This window comes from Pseudomonas piscis (assembly GCF_009380155.1).
Lineage (GTDB): Bacteria > Pseudomonadota > Gammaproteobacteria > Pseudomonadales > Pseudomonadaceae > Aquipseudomonas > Aquipseudomonas piscis.
In genome coordinates, this window is the sequence record NZ_WHUV01000001.1 from 1 (window position 1) to 21,219 (window position 21,219).

Consider the following 21,219-nt stretch of genomic DNA (forward strand, 5'->3'; position numbering starts at 1 on the left):
ATGCTGCTGGAACAGAACGACGAGTGGTGCCTGCAACGACGTTACATGCAACTGGAGGCCTTCGAGGCGGTCAGCGATAATCCACAGGCCAAGCTGTCGGCCGTGATCAACTAAACGGCAAACTCAGCGGTCAAGACCATGATGAGTTACACCACTTCCTGGGACACGATCCGCCCAGGCGAGAGATGGGCGGAACACACCGGCTAATTCGGCGACACCCAACCATTCCGATGACCGAAAACTATCGTTGATCAAGCCATCCGACCCACGCAAGCGCACCGTCCAGCGCAGCCCGAAGAAGAACACTGAGCGCCTGCCGAAGACCACGACCATGGCTTTAGCCTTTCGCAAGGCGAAGGAACGCCAAGGCCATTCCTCCTGACCTATAGTTTCAATTGAAAAGCCCCGTTCCAGTCATGCAGACGAGAGGAACGTGGTGAGATCGCTCATTGGAACCTGCAGAAAACCTTATACTGCTGCAGAACGTACGGTTCTATACAACTCCAAGTATTCTGCGATGGTGCTTTCCGCTGATTCTAGCTGCAACGCCGAAAGCTTCTGGGCTACCACGTTAAGCAGCTTACCGAATCCTTTCATATAGCATCGATTCTTCACAGAGAGCGAGAGCCAGATATAGGCGCTCTGATAATCCTGCGGAACCCCCTCACCGTTCTTGTACAAACCTCCTAGGACGTACTGAGCATGGGCATTCCCCTGCTCAGCGGACTTGCGGTACCACGTTGCCGCCTCTGCAAAGTCCTGCGGCACGCCTCGCCCTTTTTTGTAAAGACGCCCAAGCGTGTACTGAGCATACTCATCTCCCTGCTCAGCAGCCTTTCGGTACCAGACGGCAGCCTCTACGAAGTCTTGCGGGACACCTCGACCTTTCGCATACAGCGCCCCAAGAGCATCTTGGGCGAGTTCACTTCCCTGCTCAGCAGCTTTACGGTACCAGACAGCGGCCTTTGAAAAATTCTGGTGGGTAATTTTGCCGCTTTCGTAAACATCGCCTAGCGCATACTGAGCCCAAGCCGATCCCTGTTCGGCAGCCTTGTGGTGCCAAACAATTGCCTCTGCGAAGTCCTGAGGCACACCTTGGCCATCTGAATACAAGCGTGCCAGCGCGTCCTGAGCCGAAGCATGACCTTGCTCTGCCGCTTTGCGATACCAGGCTGCCGCTTCCGCGAAGTCCCGTGAACAAGGTTCACCTTTTTCGTATAGACGGCCTAGCGCGTATTCGGCCGAACAGTTCCCCTGGTCAGCGGCTTTCTTATACCAACCCTCCGCCTTCACCGCGTTCTGCTTGACGCCATCGCCTTTCTCGTAGAGCTTGCCGAGGGCAAGTTGGGCCCAGCTGTATCCTTGCTCGGCGGCTTTGCGATACCAAGCACCCGCTTTTTCAAAGCTTTGTCGAACACCGCCTCCTTTCTTGTACATGTCACCGAGGGAGTGCTGGGCAAAAACATAGCCTTGTTCTGCGGCTTTACGGTGCCAAGTAGCTGCTTTCAGCAGATCCTGCGCGACGCCTTCACCCTCTTCGTAAAGGCAAGCCAGGGCATGCTGCGCCTCCGCAAGGGTCTGTATGGCGGCCCTCTGGTACCACATTGCCGCCGTTTCAAGATTTTGTGAAACGCCTTCGCCCTTGGTGTACAGATCGCCCAATGCATACTCGGCCCAGTCGACGCCCTGCTCGGCGGCCTTGCGGTACCAGCTGGCCGCTTTCGCCAAATCCTGCGGCACACCTTGCCCGCTCTCATAAAGGCGCCCCATGGTGTATTGAGCCCAGCCATGGCCCTGCCTTGCGGCTTTGCGGTACCAGCCAGCCGCTTTCTCAAGGTCTGGCGCGACACCTTCACCACATTCGTACAAGCTACCTAGGCTGTATTGGGCAGCAGCATCCCCCTGTTGGGCGGTTTGGCGAAGGCTGTTCACGAATGATCGCTCCCTGATCCGATTAAAAGGTGCTCTCGCAAAGGCTCAAGCGACAAGTCGCAAAATGCTATCACGCGTTTGGGGCGTTGGCGTCGAATGCCGGCGTGTAATTGGACGTTATGGTTAATCCGCCCACACACCTGACCCAAGATCGGTGACCACTCGGACTATGGTGGTCACCGTCCTCCAGCCCTGCGCTATACCAGAACCCTGGCGATTGGTTTGACGCGAGAGCAGGGAGTTCCATGAAAAGAGCCATCGAGCAGGACACGTTGCAGGCACTGGCCGAGACGGGTGCCGCACAAGAATTTCGCGTACTGCGTGAGGGCGAGACCTGGCGCCTGGAGCTGCGCCTCGGGGTGAAATGGCTGCCGGTGCGCTCGCGGCGCGAGCCGGTGAGACTCTGGCGCTCTCTGACGGCAGTGGGGCGGTTCTGCGCGGGGTTGGGGATCAAAGCGCTGACGGTGGAGCTTTGATCCAGCGACGCTACCGCTGGCGTGCCCGCCAAAGCTCCTCGATGTCGAGATTGTCCATGGCCTCGCGCATACGTCGGAAAGCATTGTCCGAAAAGCGCGGGATCTTGGTAGATCCAAACTCGAAGACGTGACGACAGGTCACGTCCGCATCTATCCCCAAATGAGCTCGCAACACCCGAGCCTTAGGCTGGGTTAGCCCAAGCTTCTGAGCCAAGTCGGCTGCCCCCAGGTAGAACTTCTTCTGGAGATCCAGCTCACGCACAGCAGCCGCGTCGGCAGGGTCATCACCGCCGATATAGCGCACAGGGGCGCCTTCCTTCCTGGAGAAATGAACGACTAGGTTCACCCCTTCACCATCAGTGCGCGTACCCACAGTGGAGAGTCGAGGAAAAACCTCAAGGATGTCTTGCCCTGCACGCACTGCCCGCTCGATACGGTCGATGTCGCGCTCGGATATGAAAACCTCCTCCACAGCAATCGACTCCATGGCGAGCAGGGAACGAATCCGTGCACGAGCTTCGTCGCGATGCCGCCGACCAGGCTCTAGCAACTCCCGGATCAAGCGATATTCACGATCTACCAGGAACTCGAAATCTCCTGGGGGCATGGTCGAGACCGGCAGAACCCGAGCGGGGATGTGCTTTATCAGGACATCCTCCAGGGCACGCTGAAGGTAGGCATCAAAAGCCGTGATCAATGCTCGCGTGTTGAGATACAGCAGATCCTCGGCGACGACGACGAACCAATGCTGAGCCGCATCGCGCAAGCTATCAATCGCACGCATTGCACCGGCTTCCTCTGCCGTCAGACCAAAGTGCGCGGTGCAGAGCCCAAGGCATTTATCGAAACTAATCGAACGCCCTGCCTCTTTGTCGAAGACCTTGGCTTGGTTCTGCACCAGCACGGCCTTCAGCAACATCTCGCAAGCATGCTGGAGGTGCAGCAGTACCGTAGTGATACGCCCATCGTCATCGAAGCTATTAAACGCCTGCATTCCCGTACGGAGAGAGCAGAGAGCCTTGCCTTTCAGAGTGCGTGCATCCCGAACAAGCTTCATCGTCCATTCCTTTGAGCTGTTATGAACTCACCTAGGCTTCAGCTTTGCCTAAAGTTATTATTTTCTGGCGTTCATCATCAGCTGTAGAGATTATCCTGCTAAGTTCTTTGCCTGAATGTATCCGTCATTTTTCTGATGAGCTGATAGTATTCTCCTCGCCCAACAACTGCTTCTTGGGATAGATCAATCTCTAGATTTGTTAGCATAATCGCTGGATCTATTATGTAATGGCTGGCCTCCATATATCTTCTGATAGCCGGAATAATCCAAAAAGCCGGATAGAAATGGATAATACTGTTACCAGCTTTCTGAATCATTCCTACCCATTCAACCTGGTTGGCCTTAGGCATCAGGTTTGACACTATTCCGCCACTCATACCATTTAGCATGGCGTGCGTCTTCTCTCCGTGGAAGCGCAGAATGGGGGTTGAACCATCGAAATCACAGCTCCCATAGGTGATGTGCTTATTGAGCACCGTAGAGCAGTTGTAGTCATCACCATAAGGGTACTCAATCGGGTTCTCGTCTATCGGATAACCGGAGACAACAAGAATCATCCCCTCGTATAAATTTCTTACTGGAACACCTTTCGGTGCATTAGGAGAGTCGAGATCAATAAATGTATTTGGATAACGGAAGAGTGATGCCAACTCGATCAAAACAATATCTTGCATGTCGATATTTGGTATATCTTCTTTGATTAATTCCCCTATGCGCCAGCCTCGCATTGGAAACCCAAGATCCTCGGAACCTGCCCACCCTCTGTCAGAATAAAGATGGGTAAAAAAAAGGCGATTCATTCTGTGCGATCTCGTAGTGAGCATCTATAACGTGCTGCGCCGTCAGCAGAAAGAATTTCTCATGGTATTTAATAAGAATACCTGTCCCACCAAAATTGTAGACGGTATCTGCATAATAACGGCCAAGCTCCTCCATGGACTGAGAGCAATGGGTGAAGATCAATCTTCTAGCGGACTGAACCACATTGCTATGTGTAGTCTTCTCATAAAAACGACTTAACTTTCGTACCGGGATTTTCATCACCTACACCGCATCCCCAAACACAGCCCGTTCCAACACCTGATGCTGCCTCTGCCAGTTCGGCATATGGCTGGCCACCAGCGCCCAAAAAGCCTTGGTATGGTTCTTTTCCACCGTATGGCAAAGCTCATGGACGATGACGTAGTCCTGCACGCTGGCCGGTAGCTCCATCACCCTAGGATGAAACTCCAGGATGTGGTTCGCATCGCAGCTCGCCCAACGGCTTTGGAAATGACGGATACGTACCCCCGCAGCCAGGAGTCCAGTCTCGCGTTGCCAGTGGCGAACACGTAGCGGCAGCTTCTCGTGCGCCCGATCCCTATAGAACCGCTCCAGCAAAGGCATCAGTGCGTCGGGATGAATACCTAAACCATCAGGGTTATCAACAATGAAGCGTGACGCAGTGAAGGCCAGCCGAGGCTTGAGGGCATCTGGCGCATGACGAACTTCGGTGTAATAGGTGCGTCCTGCATAACGCAGGCGACTGCCGGTCACGATGGGTTCGCTGGCAAGGGGCTGATTCACCTGGGCCAGCTTTTCACGAATCCAGCGCGCACGACGCAGCACCAAAGCCTCTTGCTCAAGCTCATCCACCTGCGGCCCACGCAATAGCACGGGACGACCCCGTTCCACGGTCACGTAATGGCGCTTGAGTTTGCTATCAAGCTGGAAGTACCACTCGATAGCTGTTTGGCCGTAATTCAACACAGGCATAGGTGGCGTCGCTTCAGTTTTTCAGCAAGATATCGAAGATACGCTTGGCGTGATCACGCGCCACTGAGCGCTCCCAGCCTGCCAGGGGCATCAATACCCCGCGCAGGTGGTCTCTGAAATCAGGATGCGTATCCGGCATTTTCTTCCAGTTTTCAGTCGCCAGCGCACGGTTCAGCATTTCATCTTCGAACAGCTTGGTCGTTGCCACTCTTGCCGTGTCCTCGGTCAGTTGGGCGGCAAGGTAGTGGTAGACCGCCGAGTGTGCAGGCTTTTCAAAGCCGGTTTTGTCCTTGTCCTGAATTCGCTGGCTGAACAGCTCCAGTTGCTCCAGAAACTTGACTTGGGTAATACGACCTGCCTTTTCCTCTTCCAGCAGCTTTTCCAGCTCCTCGGCGATCTTGTCGAAGAATGCTGGATCCTTGTCCTTACCGGTGACGATGGTTTGCTTGAGCTGGTTTTTCATCACCAGAGCGCGGCTACCGGGGCTCGCCAGTTTCTTCAAACGCTCCATATCACTGGCATCCAGAATCGACACCTCATGACCCAGCAGGCTCTTAGCCGGGCTGGCCGCGATGTACTCATCCAGCAGCTGTTGCAACAGCGCGGACTCCAGTTTGGTGATGCGTTCCTTGTAGGTATTACCCGGCAGTTTGTCGCGCAGCATCAGGCGAATCTCACCTAGCAGGGTGAAATATGGCTTGAACGGTACGCCACGGACATCCGGCAGGATGATGTCTACTGAGCGGTTGAACTGCTTCACCAAATCGAGGAACTCTTCGACCATGTCCAGTCGGGTGGCAGGATCAAGGAAGCGCTCGGCGTCGTCTTTGTAGGCCTCGCGCTGCGCCACCGGGTCATGCTTTTTCGGCAGCAACTTGAGGATGCGGTCGAGTGTGGCTTGCAGCTTGGGCAGTTCGGTCTCAACACCTTCCCATACCTGCGAAGGCTTCACCTCGCCGCCGTAAATTTTCAGCGCGTGATCAAGGTGATCGACCACCCCGTGGTAATCCACGATGTAGCCGGCATTCTTGCCAGGCAGGGTGCGGTTCACCCGTGCGATGGCCTGCAACAGGGTGTGTTCTTTTAACGGCTTGTCGAGGTACATGGTGCCGACAATCGGGGCATCCCACCCAGTCAGCAGCATGTCAGAAACGATGATCAGCCCGACATTGTTCGCCTGCGGCTTACCATCAAGCCCTTTACTTTCTTCCCCGTAGGGCAGGGGAAACAGCTTGCTGACAAAGTTGCCGATTTGCTCGGATGGCATGGCCACCGGGATCTTTCCAGCTTTCACCTCGGCCTTGACCCGCTCCTCGATGCTACGAATCTTGTCGGCCTCTATCTCGTACTCTGCCGCCTCTTCCATGGCAGAAGCGCCCGTGCGGGAAGAGGTGATGCTGGCCAAGGATATAACTACCTTGCTGTCAAAAGTGGGCAGCCCTTTGTTCGCCCGTTCGACCATGATCGCATCGAGCAAATCCTTATAGCGCACCGCCATGTCGCGGCCATCGCACACCAGCATGGCCTTCAAACCTTTGGCTTTTACGTTACTGAGAAAGTGCTCAACCAGATGCTCGGCAACCTGCTCCATACGGTCACCGGCCTGACGCCAGCGGCGCAACAGCTCACGCTTCAACTCGTGCTGGCGAACTTCACTCTGATCGGCAAATTGCTCTTTGAACGCGGCATCCAGCTCCGTATTGGCCGACAGCGCCACCCAAGCATCCTGGTATTTGATCGGCAGGGTTGCGCCATCCGCCACAGCTTCATGCAGGCGGTATTCGTCGATGTATTCACCACCGCCAAACTCACCCAGCGTGTGTTTGTCCTCTTGCAGCAGCGGCGTACCGGTGAAGGCGATGAATTTGGCGTTAGGCAAACTGGCGCGCATAAAGGCCGCGAGGAAGTCATACTGACTACGGTGAGCTTCATCGACCAGCACGTAGAAGTTGGGCTTGGTGCTCAGTACTCGGAAGTGCACCTTCTCCCGGCTAATCTCTTCCCACTTGGCCTTTATCGGAGCACCGTTCTCATCCACCGCCAGGTGGTGGACATTGCGCTCATGCACGATGAAGAAGTCCTTTTCCTCACGAATCCGCCGGTGACGAGTCACTTGCAGGGCATCATCTTCTTCGTCCGGAGTCTCAGCGGCCTGCTCACTGGGCTGATCGTTCTCCTGGAACTTTTGCACAGTGCTGGTGAACACGCTGCCGTAGTCGTTGGACAGCATCTTCAGCAAGCCATCAACCGACACGGCCTGGATGGCGTTAATGCCCACCGCGTGGAAGGTGTCGAATATCTGCTTATCGAGGTCTTTACGGTCGGTCAGTACCAGCACTGTAGGATTGTTCAAACCCGTGCTATCGGCACGCAGCATGCGCGCGAGCAGGGCCATGGTCAGTGACTTGCCGCTACCCTGGGTGTGCCAAACGACGCCGCCTGAAGGTTTCGGGGCGCACAGACGATCCACCGTTTTGCGCACGGCACGCCATTGCTGGTAGCGCGGCAGCTTCTTCACTGTCTTGCCGTCGCGGGTTTCGAACAGCACAAAATGGGTGATCAGTTGCAGAAAGCGGCTCGGCACGAACAAGGCCCACAGGAGACTGTCCTGCTCACTTGGCGCTTCTCCTAACAGGGCGGTAACAGCGGCAGTCTCCAGCGCCTGCAACCGATAGCGGGCGTAATAGGCAGGCTTGGTTAGGATCGCCCCATACAGCCCTTCACGCCGATTAAGCCCAACACAGACTTGGTTGAATACAAACTGGGTAGGGAAGGTGCTTTGATAGCCATCCAACTGGCCCAAGGCTTCGTCCAAACGGTGATGGCTGGCTTTGCATTCGATGATAGCGAGCGGCAAGCCATTCACAAACAACAGCAGGTCTGGGCGGAAAACATCCCCATCTGCATTGCGCCCCACGTACTGATCGACCACATGGAAGTCGTTGTTGCTGGCATCACTAGCATCGAAGAAGCGCACGCTGCGCGGCTTGCCCTCGACATCCTTCACTTGGATGTCCGAACGATGCACCACCTGTTCCCAGAACGCTTTGTTGCCAGGCAACAGATCATCATTGACGCGCTTACGCAGCTCGATCAGCGCCGCGCTGATACCACCGGGGGCGCTCGCCAGCCATGGGTTGAGGATGAGCAACCGAGCCTGCAACACATCGTCCAGTACCGGAGCCAGGTGACGATGTTCAACCTCCACCTGGCTACCGGGCAGATGGGTGTAACCCAACTTGATCAGCCAATTGATGGCGGGCAGCTCGACCCCGACCTTCTCAGGTGACTGGCTCATTGCTTACTCCTGTTCCTTTGAGGTTTCCCTCGGACGACTGCGATACCAAACCACCGTAGCGCCGTTATCGGCTTGGCTTTGCTTACGAATTTCAAACTGCTGCGACTCATGGATGACATGACGCCAGCTTCCGCAGCCATAGCGCTTAGGCGTCTGCGGGCAATCCATTGAGGGCAGGAGGATGGTTTCGTCCATGAATTTAAACTCAGGCAGTTCCAGTAGGCCTATCGAGTTTGACCCGCCATTCGCCGGTTAGCAGTTTTTGCATCAGGCCACGTTTGAGATTTTGATACTCAGATTGCTTCCTTCGCAGGGCATTAGTTTTCTCTTCGATGGATGCCAATATCTCGGCTATTCGCTGCTGCTCTGCGAGCGGAGGGAGAGGAATCCGCTTTTTCAGCCAGTCCTTAGGTTTGAAGAGAAACTTCTCGATGTCCACACCCTGGCTACAAACAAGAAATAGCTTTGCATATTTCAGTAGCTGAACCAGATAGTTAAAAAAGGTTACGTCAAAGCCTTCTTTTGCCTGGAGCACAAGGTACTCGTTTGAAACCAACGCACCTGCAAGGTGCTCGGGAACAATGCCACACGCACCATGGACAATCTGTCGCTCAGATATAAGAAAGTCACCCGCCTCAAGAAGATATTGATTCTTGACCTTAATGTCCGCGCCAGCCAACTCGTCCCTAAGATCGACCCCAGCGTGGCGCCGCCTCACTGTCACTCTCCGGTAGAGCTGATCGTCCGCCATTTTGATGGGGCGTTCTACAATGCTTAACGCTTCACCAATTTCCTTTACAGACCATCGAGTAGGAATCGCGCCCAATTCACTGTCCTTGAACTCGGTATGCGGAATCCAACGACCAGTAACATCTTGAGTTCCCATACCCCGGCTGAACAGAGTTTGCATCAAGCCCTGCTTCAGGGTCAGGGTGCCTTCAATCTGGCGCGCAATTACATCTAGCTTGTCGTCTACAGCCGTAAGGATTGCAGCGATTTTTTGTTGCTCGGGGAGTGATGGTTGCACAAACGGCAGGGATTGAAGCTGCCCCTGATTTACAGATGGCACAGCTCCATCCTGAACCATCTTTCCAAGATCTACCGTTTGCAGATGGTAGTAACAAAAAATTGGGTCAATGTGGCGGGGGATTGCAGCCATCAGATTGTTATCAATGGCCGTCTTTCGAGTAAGAATCCGACGACGATTCGATAGTAATGCAGCACCTACCTTCGCGAACACCACAGATCCAGCCTCAAATAGAGTCGCCTTTATTTCCTTATTAGCGCCCGCATCAATCCAGTGATTCGCGTCTCTGATGAATTTTTGGTTTGCTAAAAGGTTAAAGTCGCTAACCTTTATAAACGGAAAATCACCAGAATCCTTCCCTTGGAATTTTTCTTTGAAGGCGTTGCCTCCACGAAAGTCTACGACTTTACCTAAGGTTGTTTCTGTCCAACCTTGTGGAGTCCTAACTGACTTAGACTTCTGATAGCCCAGCTTCCCTGCTGTACTCATCCCTCGGCCTCCAGCAGCTCCAACTCCACCAGATAACCATTCAATCGCATATCAATTTGAGCCTCTTCCTCGGCCAGAGTCGCCAGTTCTGCCAAAGTAGCGGCCATATCTACAGTTGCTTCGGTCTCGCCGTTGTCGATATATCGCGAGATATTGAGGTTGCCGTCGTTGCTACGAATTTCGTCCAGCGTAACCACTCGGCAGTAGTTATCGACTTCAGCCTGTTGTTCAAATGCCATCTTGTGGGTGCTGACAATGCGTGTAATATCTTCAACGCGCAGGCTGTTCTGGGCCTTACCTTCTATGTAGTCACGACTGGCATCTATGATGATGACCTTACCCTTGAGCGAAGCGGGTTTCTGCTTGTTGAGGATCAGCACGCAAGCCGGAATACCGGTGTTATAGAACAGAGCAGAGGGCAGGCCAACAATAGCTTCAATCAAGTCACCTAGCTGGTTGCCACTCGCGGCGTCGGTGCCAAACAGCATTCCCTCGCGAATCTTGCCTTCTTCGCCGCTACGGAACAGCACACCGTGCGGCAGGATAATGCCCATGCGCCCATCGGCCTTTAGACTAGCCAGCATATGCTGGGCAAATGCAAGATCAGCATAGCCCCGTGGCGGGATGCCATAGACCAAGCGACCATAAGGGTCACTGACCTGCTTGTAGTTGGGGGCCTTGGGCTTCTTGCCACTGTCTTGCTCGTTCTCGTGACTCAGTTCCAACGGCGCCCACCAGGATTTTGCCGAGAACGGCGGATTGGCAATCACCCGGTCGAAGGTCTTCAGGTAATCGCCGTCGAGGTGCCTGGGCTCGACCAAGGTGTCTCCGCGCTCAATGGAGGCATGCATGTTGTGCAGGTAAAGATTGAGCTTGGCGATAGCCCAGGTGCCTAAGTTCTTTTCCTGCCCGAACAACAGCACATTAGGCTTGCCCATCAGGGTGCCATTGGGCAAAGCTGAAACATGGTGAGCGCTCTCTACCAGCATGCCGCCGCTTCCGCAGGTGGGGTCATACACACTATGACCCGGCTGCGGGTCAATTAGCTCAACTACCAACTGCACCACGGCCTTGGGCGTATAGAACTCGCCACCTTTTTTTCCGGCATCGTCGGCAAATTGCTTGATCAGATACTCGTAGGCATCGCCCAGCATGTCGGCCTTGTACAGGTCGTCATTGCCCAACTTGTACTGGTTAAAGTGGCGCAGCAGACGCTGCAAAGTGGCATCCGACAGCACCCTCTTATCGCCGTACTGTGTAGCAGTCAGCACATGTTGCAGATCAGGGTTATTGGCCTCTATGGTCGCGAATGCCTTGTCGAGGGCTTCGCCAATATTCTCAGTGCGAGATATCAGATCGAACCAACGGGCACTAATCGGAAATTTGCCCCATTTGTCCTCAATTTCATCCTGAGCATCGCCAAAGCTCAGACCTTCGTCCTTCATCAGCTTGGCAATGCGCTCTTCGAACACATCGTTGTAACGTTTGAGGAAGAGGAGGCCGAAGATGTAGTTCTTGAAGTCAGAGGAGTCGATGGAACCGCGCAGGATGTTGGCGGATTCCCAGAGCCAGGACTCCAGCGTTTCGAGTGACAGCTTGTCAGCCATGGGTAAATCAATCCCTATACAAAGCACTACGCCCAGTACCTGGCGATTGCTGCCATGACTCCTGAGCGCATCAGAAAAATGTGGGATCTATTCTACAAGTCGACGCCACTTGAAGCCCGAAAAATCAATTCCTCCTGAACGACAAAACCCCGGCAGACCTTTCAGTCAACCGGGGTTTGAGGACAGCAGGCAATTAACTTTGGCCTAACCCTCTAACTTTGGCCGAATGGGCAAATAACTTTGTCCACCTACACCTGATCAGAAGTCCAGGTTGGACACCGCCAGGGCGTTGCTTTCGATGAAGTCGCGACGAGGTTCGACCGCATCACCCATCAGGGTGTTGAAGATCTGGTCGGCGGCGATGGCGTCTTCCACAGTGACCTTGAGCATGCGGCGCATGGTCGGGTCCATGGTGGTTTCCCACAGCTGGTCAGGGTTCATCTCGCCCAGACCTTTGTATCGCTGGATGGTGTGGCGCTTGGTGCTTTCGGCCATCAGCCAGTCCAGGGCTTCCTTGAACTCGGTCACTGGCTTCTTGCGCTCGCCACGCTGCACGTAGGCGCCTTCATCCAGCAAGGTGCTCAGCTGAGCGCCAAGGGATACGACGGTCTTGTAGTCATTGCTACCGAAGAAGTCGCGGTTGAAGGTGACGTAGCTCGACAGGCCGTGGGAAATCAGCTCGACCTCTGGCAGCCAGAGATTACGCTCGCGGTCTTCGCGCAGGCTGGCCTTGTAGACCAGGCCCGACTTCTCGGAGTTACGCAGGCGGGCGTCGTACTTGGCCAGCCATTCCTGCATGGCGGCGTGGTCGGACAGTTGCTCCAGGCTCACTGGCGGCAGGTAGATGAAGTGCTCGGTCAGCTCCTGTGGGTACAGACGCGACAGGCGCTTGAGGGTCTTCATCACCATGCGGAAGTCGTTGACCAGGCGCTCCAGGGCTTCGCCGGAAATACCAGGGGCGTCTTCATTCAAGTGCAGGCTGGCATCTTCCAGAGCCGACTGGGTCATGTAGTCTTCCATGGCGTCGTCGTCTTTGATGTATTGCTCTTGCTTGCCTTTCTTGACCTTGTACAGCGGCGGCTGGGCGATATAGATGTAGCCGCGCTCGATCAGCTCCGGCAGCTGGCGGAAGAAGAAGGTCAGCAGCAGGGTACGGATGTGCGAACCGTCGACGTCAGCATCGGTCATGATGATGATGTTGTGATAGCGCAGCTTGTCGATGTTGTACTCTTCACGCCCAATGCCACAGCCCAGGGCGGTGATCAGGGTGCCGACCTCCTGGGAAGAGATCATCTTGTCGAAGCGGGCCTTCTCGACGTTGAGGATCTTGCCCTTGAGCGGCAGGATCGCCTGGGTCTTGCGGTTACGGCCCTGCTTGGCAGAACCGCCCGCGGAGTCACCCTCCACCAGGTAGAGTTCGGACAGCGCTGGATCCTTCTCCTGGCAGTCAGCCAGCTTGCCTGGCAGGCCGGCGATATCCAGGGCGCCTTTGCGGCGGGTCATTTCACGAGCCTTGCGCGCGGCTTCACGAGCCCGGGCTGCGTCGATCATCTTGCCGACCACCAGCTTGGCTTCGTTGGGGTTTTCCAGCAGGAAGTCGGAGAAGTACTTGCCCATCTCCTGCTCGACCGCGGTCTTCACTTCGGAAGACACCAGCTTGTCCTTGGTCTGGGAGCTGAACTTCGGATCCGGCACCTTCACCGAGATGATCGCGGTCAGACCTTCACGGGCGTCGTCACCGGTGGTGGCGACCTTGTGCTTCTTGGCCAGGCCTTCCTGTTCGATGTAGTTGTTCAGGTTACGAGTCAGGGCCGAACGGAAGCCCACCAGGTGGGTACCGCCGTCGCGCTGGGGAATGTTGTTGGTGAAGCACAGCAGGCTTTCGTTGAAGCTGTCGTTCCACTGCAGGGCGACTTCCACGCCGATGCCGTCGTCACGCTGGACGTTGAAGTGGAATACCTGGTTCACCGCAGTCTTGTTGGTGTTCAGGTATTCGACGAAGGCGCGCAAGCCGCCCTCGTACTTGAACAGCTCTTCCTTGCCGGTGCGCTCGTCCTTGAGGACGATGCCGACGCCGGAGTTGAGGAAGGACAGTTCACGGATCCGCTTGGCCAGGACATCCCAGCTGAAGTGGATGTTCTTGAAGGTCTCGGCCGAAGGCTTGAAGTGGATCTGGGTACCGGTGGTCTCGCTGTCGCCAACGATCTTCATCCGCTCCTGGGGTACGCCATGGACATAGGTCTGTTCCCAGATCTTGCCGCTACGACGTACGGTGAGCACCAGCTCCTCGGACAGGGCGTTCACCACCGACACACCCACGCCGTGCAGGCCGCCGGAAACCTTGTAGGAGTTGTCGTCGAACTTACCGCCGGCGTGCAGTACGGTCATGATGACCTCGGCTGCGGAAACGCCTTCTTCCTTGTGCACATCCACCGGGATACCGCGACCGTTGTCGCGTACGGTGATGGATTCGTCCGGGTGGATGATGACGCTGATGTCGTCGCAATGGCCGGCCAAAGCTTCGTCGATCGAGTTGTCGACCACCTCGAACACCATGTGGTGCAGACCGCTGCCGTCATCGGTGTCGCCAATGTACATACCGGGACGTTTGCGTACGGCATCCAAACCTTTCAGCACCTTGATGCTGTTCGAGTCGTACGTATTTTCTTCGCTCATGCCTTCACTCCCGATGGTCGTGGGTCTGGGTGATACGGCCTTGTTCCACGTGGAACAAAGCAACTGGCGTTTCCGTCTGCCAGCCTTCCCTCAATAATTCGTGGTCTACACAGGTGATGAACACCTGGCAGCGTAAGTCTTCCAACAAGCGGCAAAGTGCGCGGCGGTGCTGCTCGTCCAACTCGGACGGCAAGTCGTCCACCAGATAAATACACTGACCGCGGCGGGCCTGGCTGACCAGGTGCCCCTGGGCGATGCGCAAGGCGCAGACCACCAGCTTCTGCTGGCCCCGGGACAAGATGTCCGCGGCGTTGTGTCCACCTAGGCGCAAGCGCAAATCAGCGCGTTGCGGGCCGGCCTGGGTATGGCCCATTTGCTGATCACGGTGCAGGGCGGTCGCGAGGACTTCACTCAGCTCGCGGTCCTTGTCCCAGCCACGGTAATAGCTAAGCGTCAGGCCCTCGAGCTCCAGCAGTTCGCTCAAGGTCCGCTCAAAGACTGGTTTCAAGGCTTTGATATAAGCGCGGCGGTATTCATCGATTTCAGCGCTGGCCTGGCACAGTTCCCGGTCCCAGGCCGCTTGCGAAGCGGCGTCAAGTGTACCATGCCGCAGCCATGAGTTCCGCTGCCGCAGGGCCTTCTGCAAGCGCTGCCAGGTGGACATGAAGCGAGGTTCCACATGGAACACTCCCCAATCCAGGAACTGTCGGCGGATCTTCGGCGCCCCTTCCAAGAGACGGAAGCTGTCGGGGTTGATCAACTGCAATGGCAGGATTTCCGCCAACTGCGCCGCGCTGCGGGCATTCTGGCCGTCGATGCGGATCTGGAATTCCCCCTGGCGGTCACGGGATATCCCCAGGTTGCTGTGCCCTCCCTCGGATAACTCGACCTGGCCGAATACCGTGCAAGCCAGCTGCTCGTACTGGATTACCGGTAACAGGCGCGCACTGCGAAACGAGCGGGCGAGCCCCAGCAGGTGGATGGCTTCCAGCACGCTGGTCTTGCCACTGCCGTTGGCGCCGTAAAGGAGGTTGATGCGGGGGGAGGGGGAGAAGGTCACCGGGTGCAGATTGCGCACCGCGGTGACCGAGACGCGACTGAGGGACATCTAGCTTCTGCTGAGCATGATTACAGGCGCATCGGCATGACAACGTAAGCCGAGTCGTCGTTGTCGGACTCTTGCAGCAGTGCACTGCTGTTGGAGTCGGACAGGATCAGGCGAACCTGCTCGGTGGTCATCACGCCCAGCACGTCCAGCAGGTAGCTGACGTTGAAGCCGATTTCCAACGAGCCTCCGTTGTACTCCACGCCTACTTCTTCTTCCGCTTCTTCCTGTTCCGGGTTGTTGGCCTGGATCTTCAACTGACCGCTGGCCAGCTGCAGGCGAATACCGCGGTACTTCTCGTTGGAGAGGATCGCGGTACGGCTGAAGGCCTCGCGCAGGACCTGGCGGTCACCCAGTACCAGCTTGTCGCCGCCTTTGGGCAGCACGCGCTCGTAGTCCGGGAACTTGCCGTCCACCAGTTTGGAGGTGAAGGTGAATTCACCGGTGGTGGCGCGGATGTGATGCTGGCCCAGGACGATACTGACGTTGCCATCCGGCTCGGTGAGCAGGCGGGCCAGCTCCAGGATACCCTTGCGCGGCACGATCACCTGGTGACGATCTTGCTGGCCGATGTCGGCCTGCATCGAGCACATGGCCAGGCGGTGACCATCGGTGGCCACGGCGCGGATGATCCCGGCGGAGACTTCCAGCAACATGCCATTGAGGTAGTAGCGCACGTCCTGCTGGGCCATGGCGAAGCTGGTGCGTTCGATCAAGCGGCGCAGCTTGCTCTGCTCCAGCTGGCAGGTCAGGGAGCCTGGGCCTTCTTCCACGGTAGGGAAGTCGTTGGCCGGCAGGGTCGACAGGGTGAAGCGGCTACGGCCGGCCTTCACCACCAGCTTCTGCTCGTCGACCTTGATGTCGATCAGGGCGTCGTTGGGCAGGCTCTTGCAGATGTCCATCAGCTTGCGCGCGGGAACGGTAATTTCCCCTTGCTCGGCTGGTTCTTCAAGTTGCACGCGACCGACCAGTTCGACTTCCAGGTCGGTACCGGTCAGCGACAACTGCTGGCCTTCGACAACCAGCAGCACGTTGGAAAGCACCGGCAAGGTCTGGCGGCGTTCGACGACGCCGGCGACCAGTTGCAGGGGTTTCAACAGGGCTTCGCGTTGAATGGTGAAATGCATGGTCTAGTCCCTTGCCTTAATAAGCTGCGTTGGAATCATCAAGTGGTCAGGGTACGCAGCAGGTTCTTGTAGTCCTCGCGGATGTCCGCGTCGGATTCCTTAAGTTCATTGATCTTGCGGCAGGCGTGCAGGACCGTGGTGTGGTCGCGACCGCCAAACACATCGCCGATTTCCGGCAGGCTGTGGTTGGTCAGTTCCTTGGACAACGCCATGGCCACCTGGCGCGGGCGGGCGACAGAGCGCGAACGCCGCTTGGACAGCAGATCGGAAATCTTGATCTTGTAGTACTCGGCGACGGTACGCTGGATGTTATCCACAGACACCAGCTTGTCCTGCAATGCCAGCAGGTCCTTCAGGGATTCGCGAATCAGCTCGATGGTGATATCGCGGCCCATGAAGTGCGAGTGGGCAATCACCCGCTTGAGCGCGCCTTCCAGTTCACGGACGTTGGAACGGATCCGCTGGGCGATGAAGAACGCCGCATCGTGAGGCAGCTCGACCTTGGCCTGGTCGGCCTTCTTCATCAGGATCGCCACCCGGGTTTCCAGCTCCGGCGGTTCTACCGCCACCGTCAGGCCCCAGCCGAAGCGGGACTTGAGGCGCTCTTCCAGACCCTCGATCTCCTTCGGATAACGGTCGCTGGTGAGAATCACCTGCTGGCCGCCTTCAAGAAGGGCGTTGAAAGTGTGGAAGAACTCTTCCTGGGAACGTTCTTTTCGCGCGAAGAACTGGATATCGTCGATCAGCAGTGCGTCCACCGAACGGTAGAAGCGCTTGAATTCGTTGATGGCGTTGAGCTGCAACGCCTTGACCATATCCGCCACGAAGCGCTCGGAATGCAGGTACACGACCTTGGCATTCGGGTTCTTCTTCAGCAGGTGGTTACCCACAGCGTGCATCAAGTGGGTCTTACCCAGGCCGACGCCCCCATAAAGGAAGAGCGGGTTGTAGCCATGCTTGGGGTTGTCCGCTACCTGCCAGGCCGCAGCACGGGCCAGCTGGTTGGACTTGCCCTCGACGAAGTTCTCGAAAGTGAAGGTGCGATTCAGGTAGCTGGTGTGCTTGAGCGCGCCTTCCACCTGGACGGTGCGCTGTTCGGTGCGTACCGGAGCCTGTTGCGAACTGGCTCCCGCCATGGGGTCGAAGCTGTCTCGAGAGGGTTCTTCGCTGGTTTCCTCGGCCTTCTGCTCGACGGCCTTCTTGGCCGGGGCAGGAGTCGGTGCCGGAGCTGGCGCAACAGGCTCGGCAGCCGCTTTGGCCGCAGCAGCTGCCTGCAACGCCTGGGAAGCAGCTGCAGCCAACGGCGCATTGGGCGCGGCGCGCGGAGCCGAGCTGCGCTTGCTGCCTATTAATAAGGAAAGAACCGGCGCCATACCGTTGCCGTGTTCATCCAGCAACTCGAGCACGCGGCCCAGGTACTTTTCATTGACCCAATCGAGAACGAAACGATTCGGTGCGTAGACACGCAACTCGTCGCCTTCGGCTTCGACCTGTAGCGGACGGATCCAAGTGTTGAATTGTTGGGCAGGCAGCTCATCACGCAGAAGCTCCACGCACTGCTGCCAAAGTTCCACTGACACGGATATCCCCTGAGTTGAAAGCCGGTGAGGCAAAAACAAGCGGCCATTGTAACGGTCAGCCGTCCACTTATCCACATGTAGCGTGTCGCCAGGGCACTAAGAATCAATGCCTTAACCCGAATAAACACGACCAGCGGTATGTGCATAAGCTCTGTGGATAACCAGGCTTGAGATCTATGCACAACTCGGGGTCAAACCCAGTGGATAAATCGTCTGTGGATAACAAGCTTTTCCGCACACAGCTTTTCCGCCCTCGCAGCACAGGTAAAGCACGGTTTCTCAACCGTGTTGTCATTCTCTGTACAGTACGAAATAGAAGGGCTTAAGCTAGTTATCCACAGATAGGGCCTTGCTAAGCTTTTATAAGCTCTACAGAAAAGCTTTAATACTTTCCTTCTCTATTTTTATATCTGGCTGGACCTGGTCCACAAGCCCGAAATCCGGACATACATAGATAAAGGAAACCTTGGTTGGAAATTGACCTAGAGGCTTGCTTTCTCTAGAATCGCCGATCTCTTAAAACGGGGGCCATTCCGGCCCGTTGTGGACGAACCAGGTAACACGACATGAAACGTACTTTCCAACCAAGCACTATCAAACGCGCTCGTACCCACGGTTTCCGTGCTCGCATGGCCACCAAGAACGGTCGTGCCGTCCTGTCGCGTCGTCGCGCCAAAGGCCGTGCACGTCTGGCAGTTTGATAATCCGGCACTGGAGGTGAGTCAGGACTTCAGTCGGGAAAAGCGTCTGCTTACTCCTCGACACTTCAAGGCAGTCTTTGACTCCCCTACCGGCAAGGTTCCGGGGAAAAATCTCCTGCTCCTTGCTCGCGACAACGATCTTGATCATCCCCGCCTGGGGCTCGTGATCGGAAAGAAGAGCGTAAAGCTCTCCGTTGAACGCAATCGTCTCAAGCGTCTGATGCGCGAATCGTTTCGTCTTCACCAGGATTCACTGGTTGGATGGGATATCGTTATCGTCGCGCGCAAAGGTTTGGGCGACGTAGAAAACCCTGAATTGATCCAGCATTTCGGTAAACTCTGGAAACGCCTGGCCCGTAACAAGCCGGCATCCGTAGTCAAATCCGAAACTGTAGGGGTAGACAGTCCCGATGCGTAAACTGGCACTCGTTCCGATCCAGTTTTACCGCTATGCCATTAGTCCTCTGATGGCCGACCACTGTCGTTTTCACCCCAGTTGTTCCTGCTATGCGTTGGAAGCCATCGAAACCCATGGCCTTCTGCGCGGTGGTTGGCTGACCTTTCGTCGTTTAGGTCGCTGTCATCCATGGAATCCCGGTGGTTATGACCCGGTTCCACCTATCCCCACCTCCCGTTCTTCTTCGATGGCCGAGTAATCATGGATATCAAACGCACGATCCTGATCGTCGCCCTGGCAATCGTGTCCTATGTCATGGTTCTGAAATGGAACCAGGATTATGGCCAGGCTGCCCTGCCGACTCAGAATGTTGCTTCCAGCACGACCACCCCGGGCTTGCCGGACACGCCAACCGGCACTCCAGCCGCCAATGACGACATTCCGCGTGCGGCCAGCGATACCGCTGCACCTGCCGAAGTGCCAGTGGCTGCAAGCAAAGATCTCATCCAGATCAAAACGGATGTGCTCGACCTCGCCGTCGATCCACAAGGTGGGGATATCGCACAACTGCGCCTACCTCTGTACCCACGTCGCCAGGACCATCCGGAAATTCCTTTCCAGTTGTTCGACAACGGCAACGAGCGGACCTACCTGGCCCAAAGCGGCCTGATCGGCAGCAACGGCCCGGACGCCAATCCGGCTGGCCGACCGATCTACTCCTCGGAGAAGAAAAGTTATCAACTGGCTGACGGTCAGGACCAACTCGTGGTCGACCTGAAGTTCAGCAAGGACGGCGTCAACTACATCAAGCGTTTCACCCTCAAGCGCGGCCTGTACGACATCACCGTTTCCTACCTGATCGACAACGAAAGTGCACAACCCTGGACTGGTGCGATGTTCGCCCAGCTCAAGCGCGACGCCAGTTCCGATCCATCCTCCAGCACCGCCACCGGCACTGCGACTTACCTGGGCGCCGCCCTGTGGACAAGTTCCGAGCCGTATAAAAAAGTGTCCATGAAAGACATGGACAAGGTGAACGAGGACAAGAGCAAGGCCCCGATCACTGAAAGCGTACAAGGTGGCTGGGTAGCCTGGCTGCAGCACTACTTCGTGACCGCCTGGATTCCGCCAAAGGGCGAGAACAACCAGGTACTGGCGCGCAAGGACAGCAAAGGCAACTACATCATTGGCTACACCGGTCCTTCGATCACCGTAGCTCCTGGTGCCAAGCTCGAGACCAGCGCCATCCTGTATGCCGGTCCGAAGAGCCAAGCCGTCCTGAAAGAGTTGTCCCCAGGTCTGGAACTGACCGTGGACTACGGTTTCCTGTGGTTCATTGCCCAGCCGATCTTCTGGCTGCTGCAACATATCCACAGCCTGGTGGGTAACTGGGGCTGGTCGATCATCTTCCTGACCATGCTGATCAAGGGCATCTTCTTCCCGCTGTCGGCTGCCAGCTACAAATCCATGGCCCGCATGCGTGCAGTAGCGCCGAAGTTGGCCGCGCTGAAAGAGAAGTTCGGTGACGATCGCCAGAAGATGTCCCAGGCGATGATGGAGCTGTACAAGAAAGAGAAGATCAATCCGCTGGGCGGCTGCTTGCCGATCCTGGTCCAGATGCCGGTCTTCCTGTCCCTGTACTGGGTACTCCTGGAAAGCGTGGAAATGCGCCAGGCGCCGTTCATGCTGTGGATTACCGACCTGTCGATCAAGGATCCGTTCTTCATCCTGCCGATCATCATGGGCGCCACCATGTTCATCCAGCAGCAGCTGAACCCGACTCCGCCGGATCCGATGCAGGCCAAGGTGATGAAAATGATGCCAATCATCTTCACCTTCTTCTTCCTGTGGTTCCCTGCTGGCCTGGTGCTGTACTGGGTAGTGAACAACTGCCTGTCGATCGCCCAACAGTGGTACATCACCCGTAGGATCGAAGCTGCTACCAAGAAAGCAGCGGCCTGACCTACTCTGTGGATAACCACACAAGACGCC

General features: G+C 56.2%; 16 protein-coding genes and 1 pseudogene. 5 read left to right on the plus strand and 12 right to left on the minus strand.

The window, feature by feature from the left end:
* Nucleotides 1–468 precede the first annotated feature (468 nt).
* On the minus strand, nt 469–1,932 hold the full coding sequence (locus GDH07_RS00005; protein ID WP_152896419.1) for an SEL1-like repeat protein: 1,464 nt from the start codon (nt 1,930–1,932) through the stop codon (nt 469–471).
* A 245-nt stretch (nt 1,933–2,177) separates the two neighbouring features.
* Here GDH07_RS00005 and GDH07_RS00010 point away from each other — a divergent pair, with 245 nt between their 5' ends.
* On the plus strand, nt 2,178–2,408 hold the full coding sequence (locus GDH07_RS00010; RefSeq protein WP_152896420.1) for a hypothetical protein: 231 nt from the start codon (nt 2,178–2,180) through the stop codon (nt 2,406–2,408).
* Between the two features lie 10 nt (nt 2,409–2,418).
* Here GDH07_RS00010 and GDH07_RS32205 read toward each other — a convergent pair whose 3' ends face one another.
* The 11 genes and pseudogenes from GDH07_RS32205 to dnaA form a co-directional block, all read right to left on the minus strand.
* Nucleotides 2,419–3,465 carry a hypothetical protein gene (locus GDH07_RS32205; protein WP_178124001.1) on the minus strand — a complete coding sequence of 349 codons (1,047 nt, stop codon included), beginning with the start codon at nt 3,463–3,465 and terminating at the stop codon, nt 2,419–2,421.
* Nucleotides 3,466–3,563: 98 nt separating this feature from the next.
* Nucleotides 3,564–4,265 carry a hypothetical protein gene (locus GDH07_RS00020; protein ID WP_152896421.1) on the minus strand — a complete coding sequence of 234 codons (702 nt, stop codon included), beginning with the start codon at nt 4,263–4,265 and terminating at the stop codon, nt 3,564–3,566.
* Between the two features lie 244 nt (nt 4,266–4,509).
* Nucleotides 4,510–5,220, minus strand: a complete 711-nt coding sequence (locus GDH07_RS00025) for a YgjP family zinc-dependent metalloprotease (RefSeq protein WP_152896422.1) — start codon at nt 5,218–5,220, stop codon at nt 4,510–4,512.
* Between the two features lie 13 nt (nt 5,221–5,233).
* Nucleotides 5,234–8,518: a type I restriction endonuclease subunit R gene (locus tag GDH07_RS00030; protein WP_152896423.1), complete on the minus strand. Its 3,285-nt coding sequence runs from the start codon at nt 8,516–8,518 to the stop codon at nt 5,234–5,236.
* Between the two features lie 3 nt (nt 8,519–8,521).
* Nucleotides 8,522–8,674: pseudogene (locus tag GDH07_RS00035) on the minus strand (LOTUS domain-containing protein); the annotation flags it as partial.
* Between the two features lie 49 nt (nt 8,675–8,723).
* Nucleotides 8,724–10,034 carry a restriction endonuclease subunit S gene (locus GDH07_RS00040; protein WP_152896425.1) on the minus strand — a complete coding sequence of 437 codons (1,311 nt, stop codon included), beginning with the start codon at nt 10,032–10,034 and terminating at the stop codon, nt 8,724–8,726.
* Entirely contained in the window at nt 10,031–11,641 is a 1,611-nt protein-coding gene (locus GDH07_RS00045) for a type I restriction-modification system subunit M (protein ID WP_152896426.1), read from the minus strand. The genes GDH07_RS00040 and GDH07_RS00045 overlap by 4 nt, the downstream gene beginning before the upstream one ends.
* A gap of 258 nt (nt 11,642–11,899) precedes the next feature.
* Nucleotides 11,900–14,317, minus strand: coding sequence for a DNA topoisomerase (ATP-hydrolyzing) subunit B (gene gyrB / locus GDH07_RS00050; RefSeq protein ID WP_053137799.1), 2,418 nt, complete (start codon nt 14,315–14,317; stop codon nt 11,900–11,902).
* A gap of 4 nt (nt 14,318–14,321) precedes the next feature.
* Nucleotides 14,322–15,425 carry a DNA replication/repair protein RecF gene (recF, locus tag GDH07_RS00055; protein ID WP_022638828.1) on the minus strand — a complete coding sequence of 368 codons (1,104 nt, stop codon included), beginning with the start codon at nt 15,423–15,425 and terminating at the stop codon, nt 14,322–14,324.
* Nucleotides 15,426–15,445: 20 nt separating this feature from the next.
* Nucleotides 15,446–16,549, minus strand: a complete 1,104-nt coding sequence (gene dnaN, locus GDH07_RS00060; RefSeq protein WP_022638827.1) for a DNA polymerase III subunit beta — start codon at nt 16,547–16,549, stop codon at nt 15,446–15,448.
* A 38-nt stretch (nt 16,550–16,587) separates the two neighbouring features.
* Complete coding sequence (gene dnaA, locus GDH07_RS00065) at nt 16,588–18,129, minus strand: chromosomal replication initiator protein DnaA (RefSeq protein WP_053137797.1); 1,542 nt, start codon at nt 18,127–18,129, stop codon at nt 16,588–16,590.
* 566 nt (nt 18,130–18,695) lie between these two features.
* Here dnaA and rpmH point away from each other — a divergent pair.
* The 4 genes from rpmH to yidC are packed head-to-tail and all read left to right on the plus strand — an operon-like array spanning nt 18,696 to nt 21,189.
* On the plus strand, nt 18,696–18,830 hold the full coding sequence (gene rpmH / locus GDH07_RS00070; protein WP_003213577.1) for a 50S ribosomal protein L34: 135 nt from the start codon (nt 18,696–18,698) through the stop codon (nt 18,828–18,830).
* 16 nt (nt 18,831–18,846) lie between these two features.
* Nucleotides 18,847–19,248, plus strand: coding sequence for a ribonuclease P protein component (gene rnpA, locus GDH07_RS00075; RefSeq protein WP_343038207.1), 402 nt, complete (start codon nt 18,847–18,849; stop codon nt 19,246–19,248).
* Nucleotides 19,241–19,486, plus strand: a complete 246-nt coding sequence (gene yidD / locus GDH07_RS00080) for a membrane protein insertion efficiency factor YidD (RefSeq protein ID WP_083235628.1) — start codon at nt 19,241–19,243, stop codon at nt 19,484–19,486. The genes rnpA and yidD overlap by 8 nt, the downstream gene beginning before the upstream one ends.
* Before the next feature lie 2 nt (nt 19,487–19,488).
* Nucleotides 19,489–21,189: a membrane protein insertase YidC gene (gene yidC / locus GDH07_RS00085; RefSeq protein WP_085594006.1), complete on the plus strand. Its 1,701-nt coding sequence runs from the start codon at nt 19,489–19,491 to the stop codon at nt 21,187–21,189.
* The last annotated feature ends 30 nt before the right edge of the window (nt 21,190–21,219 follow it).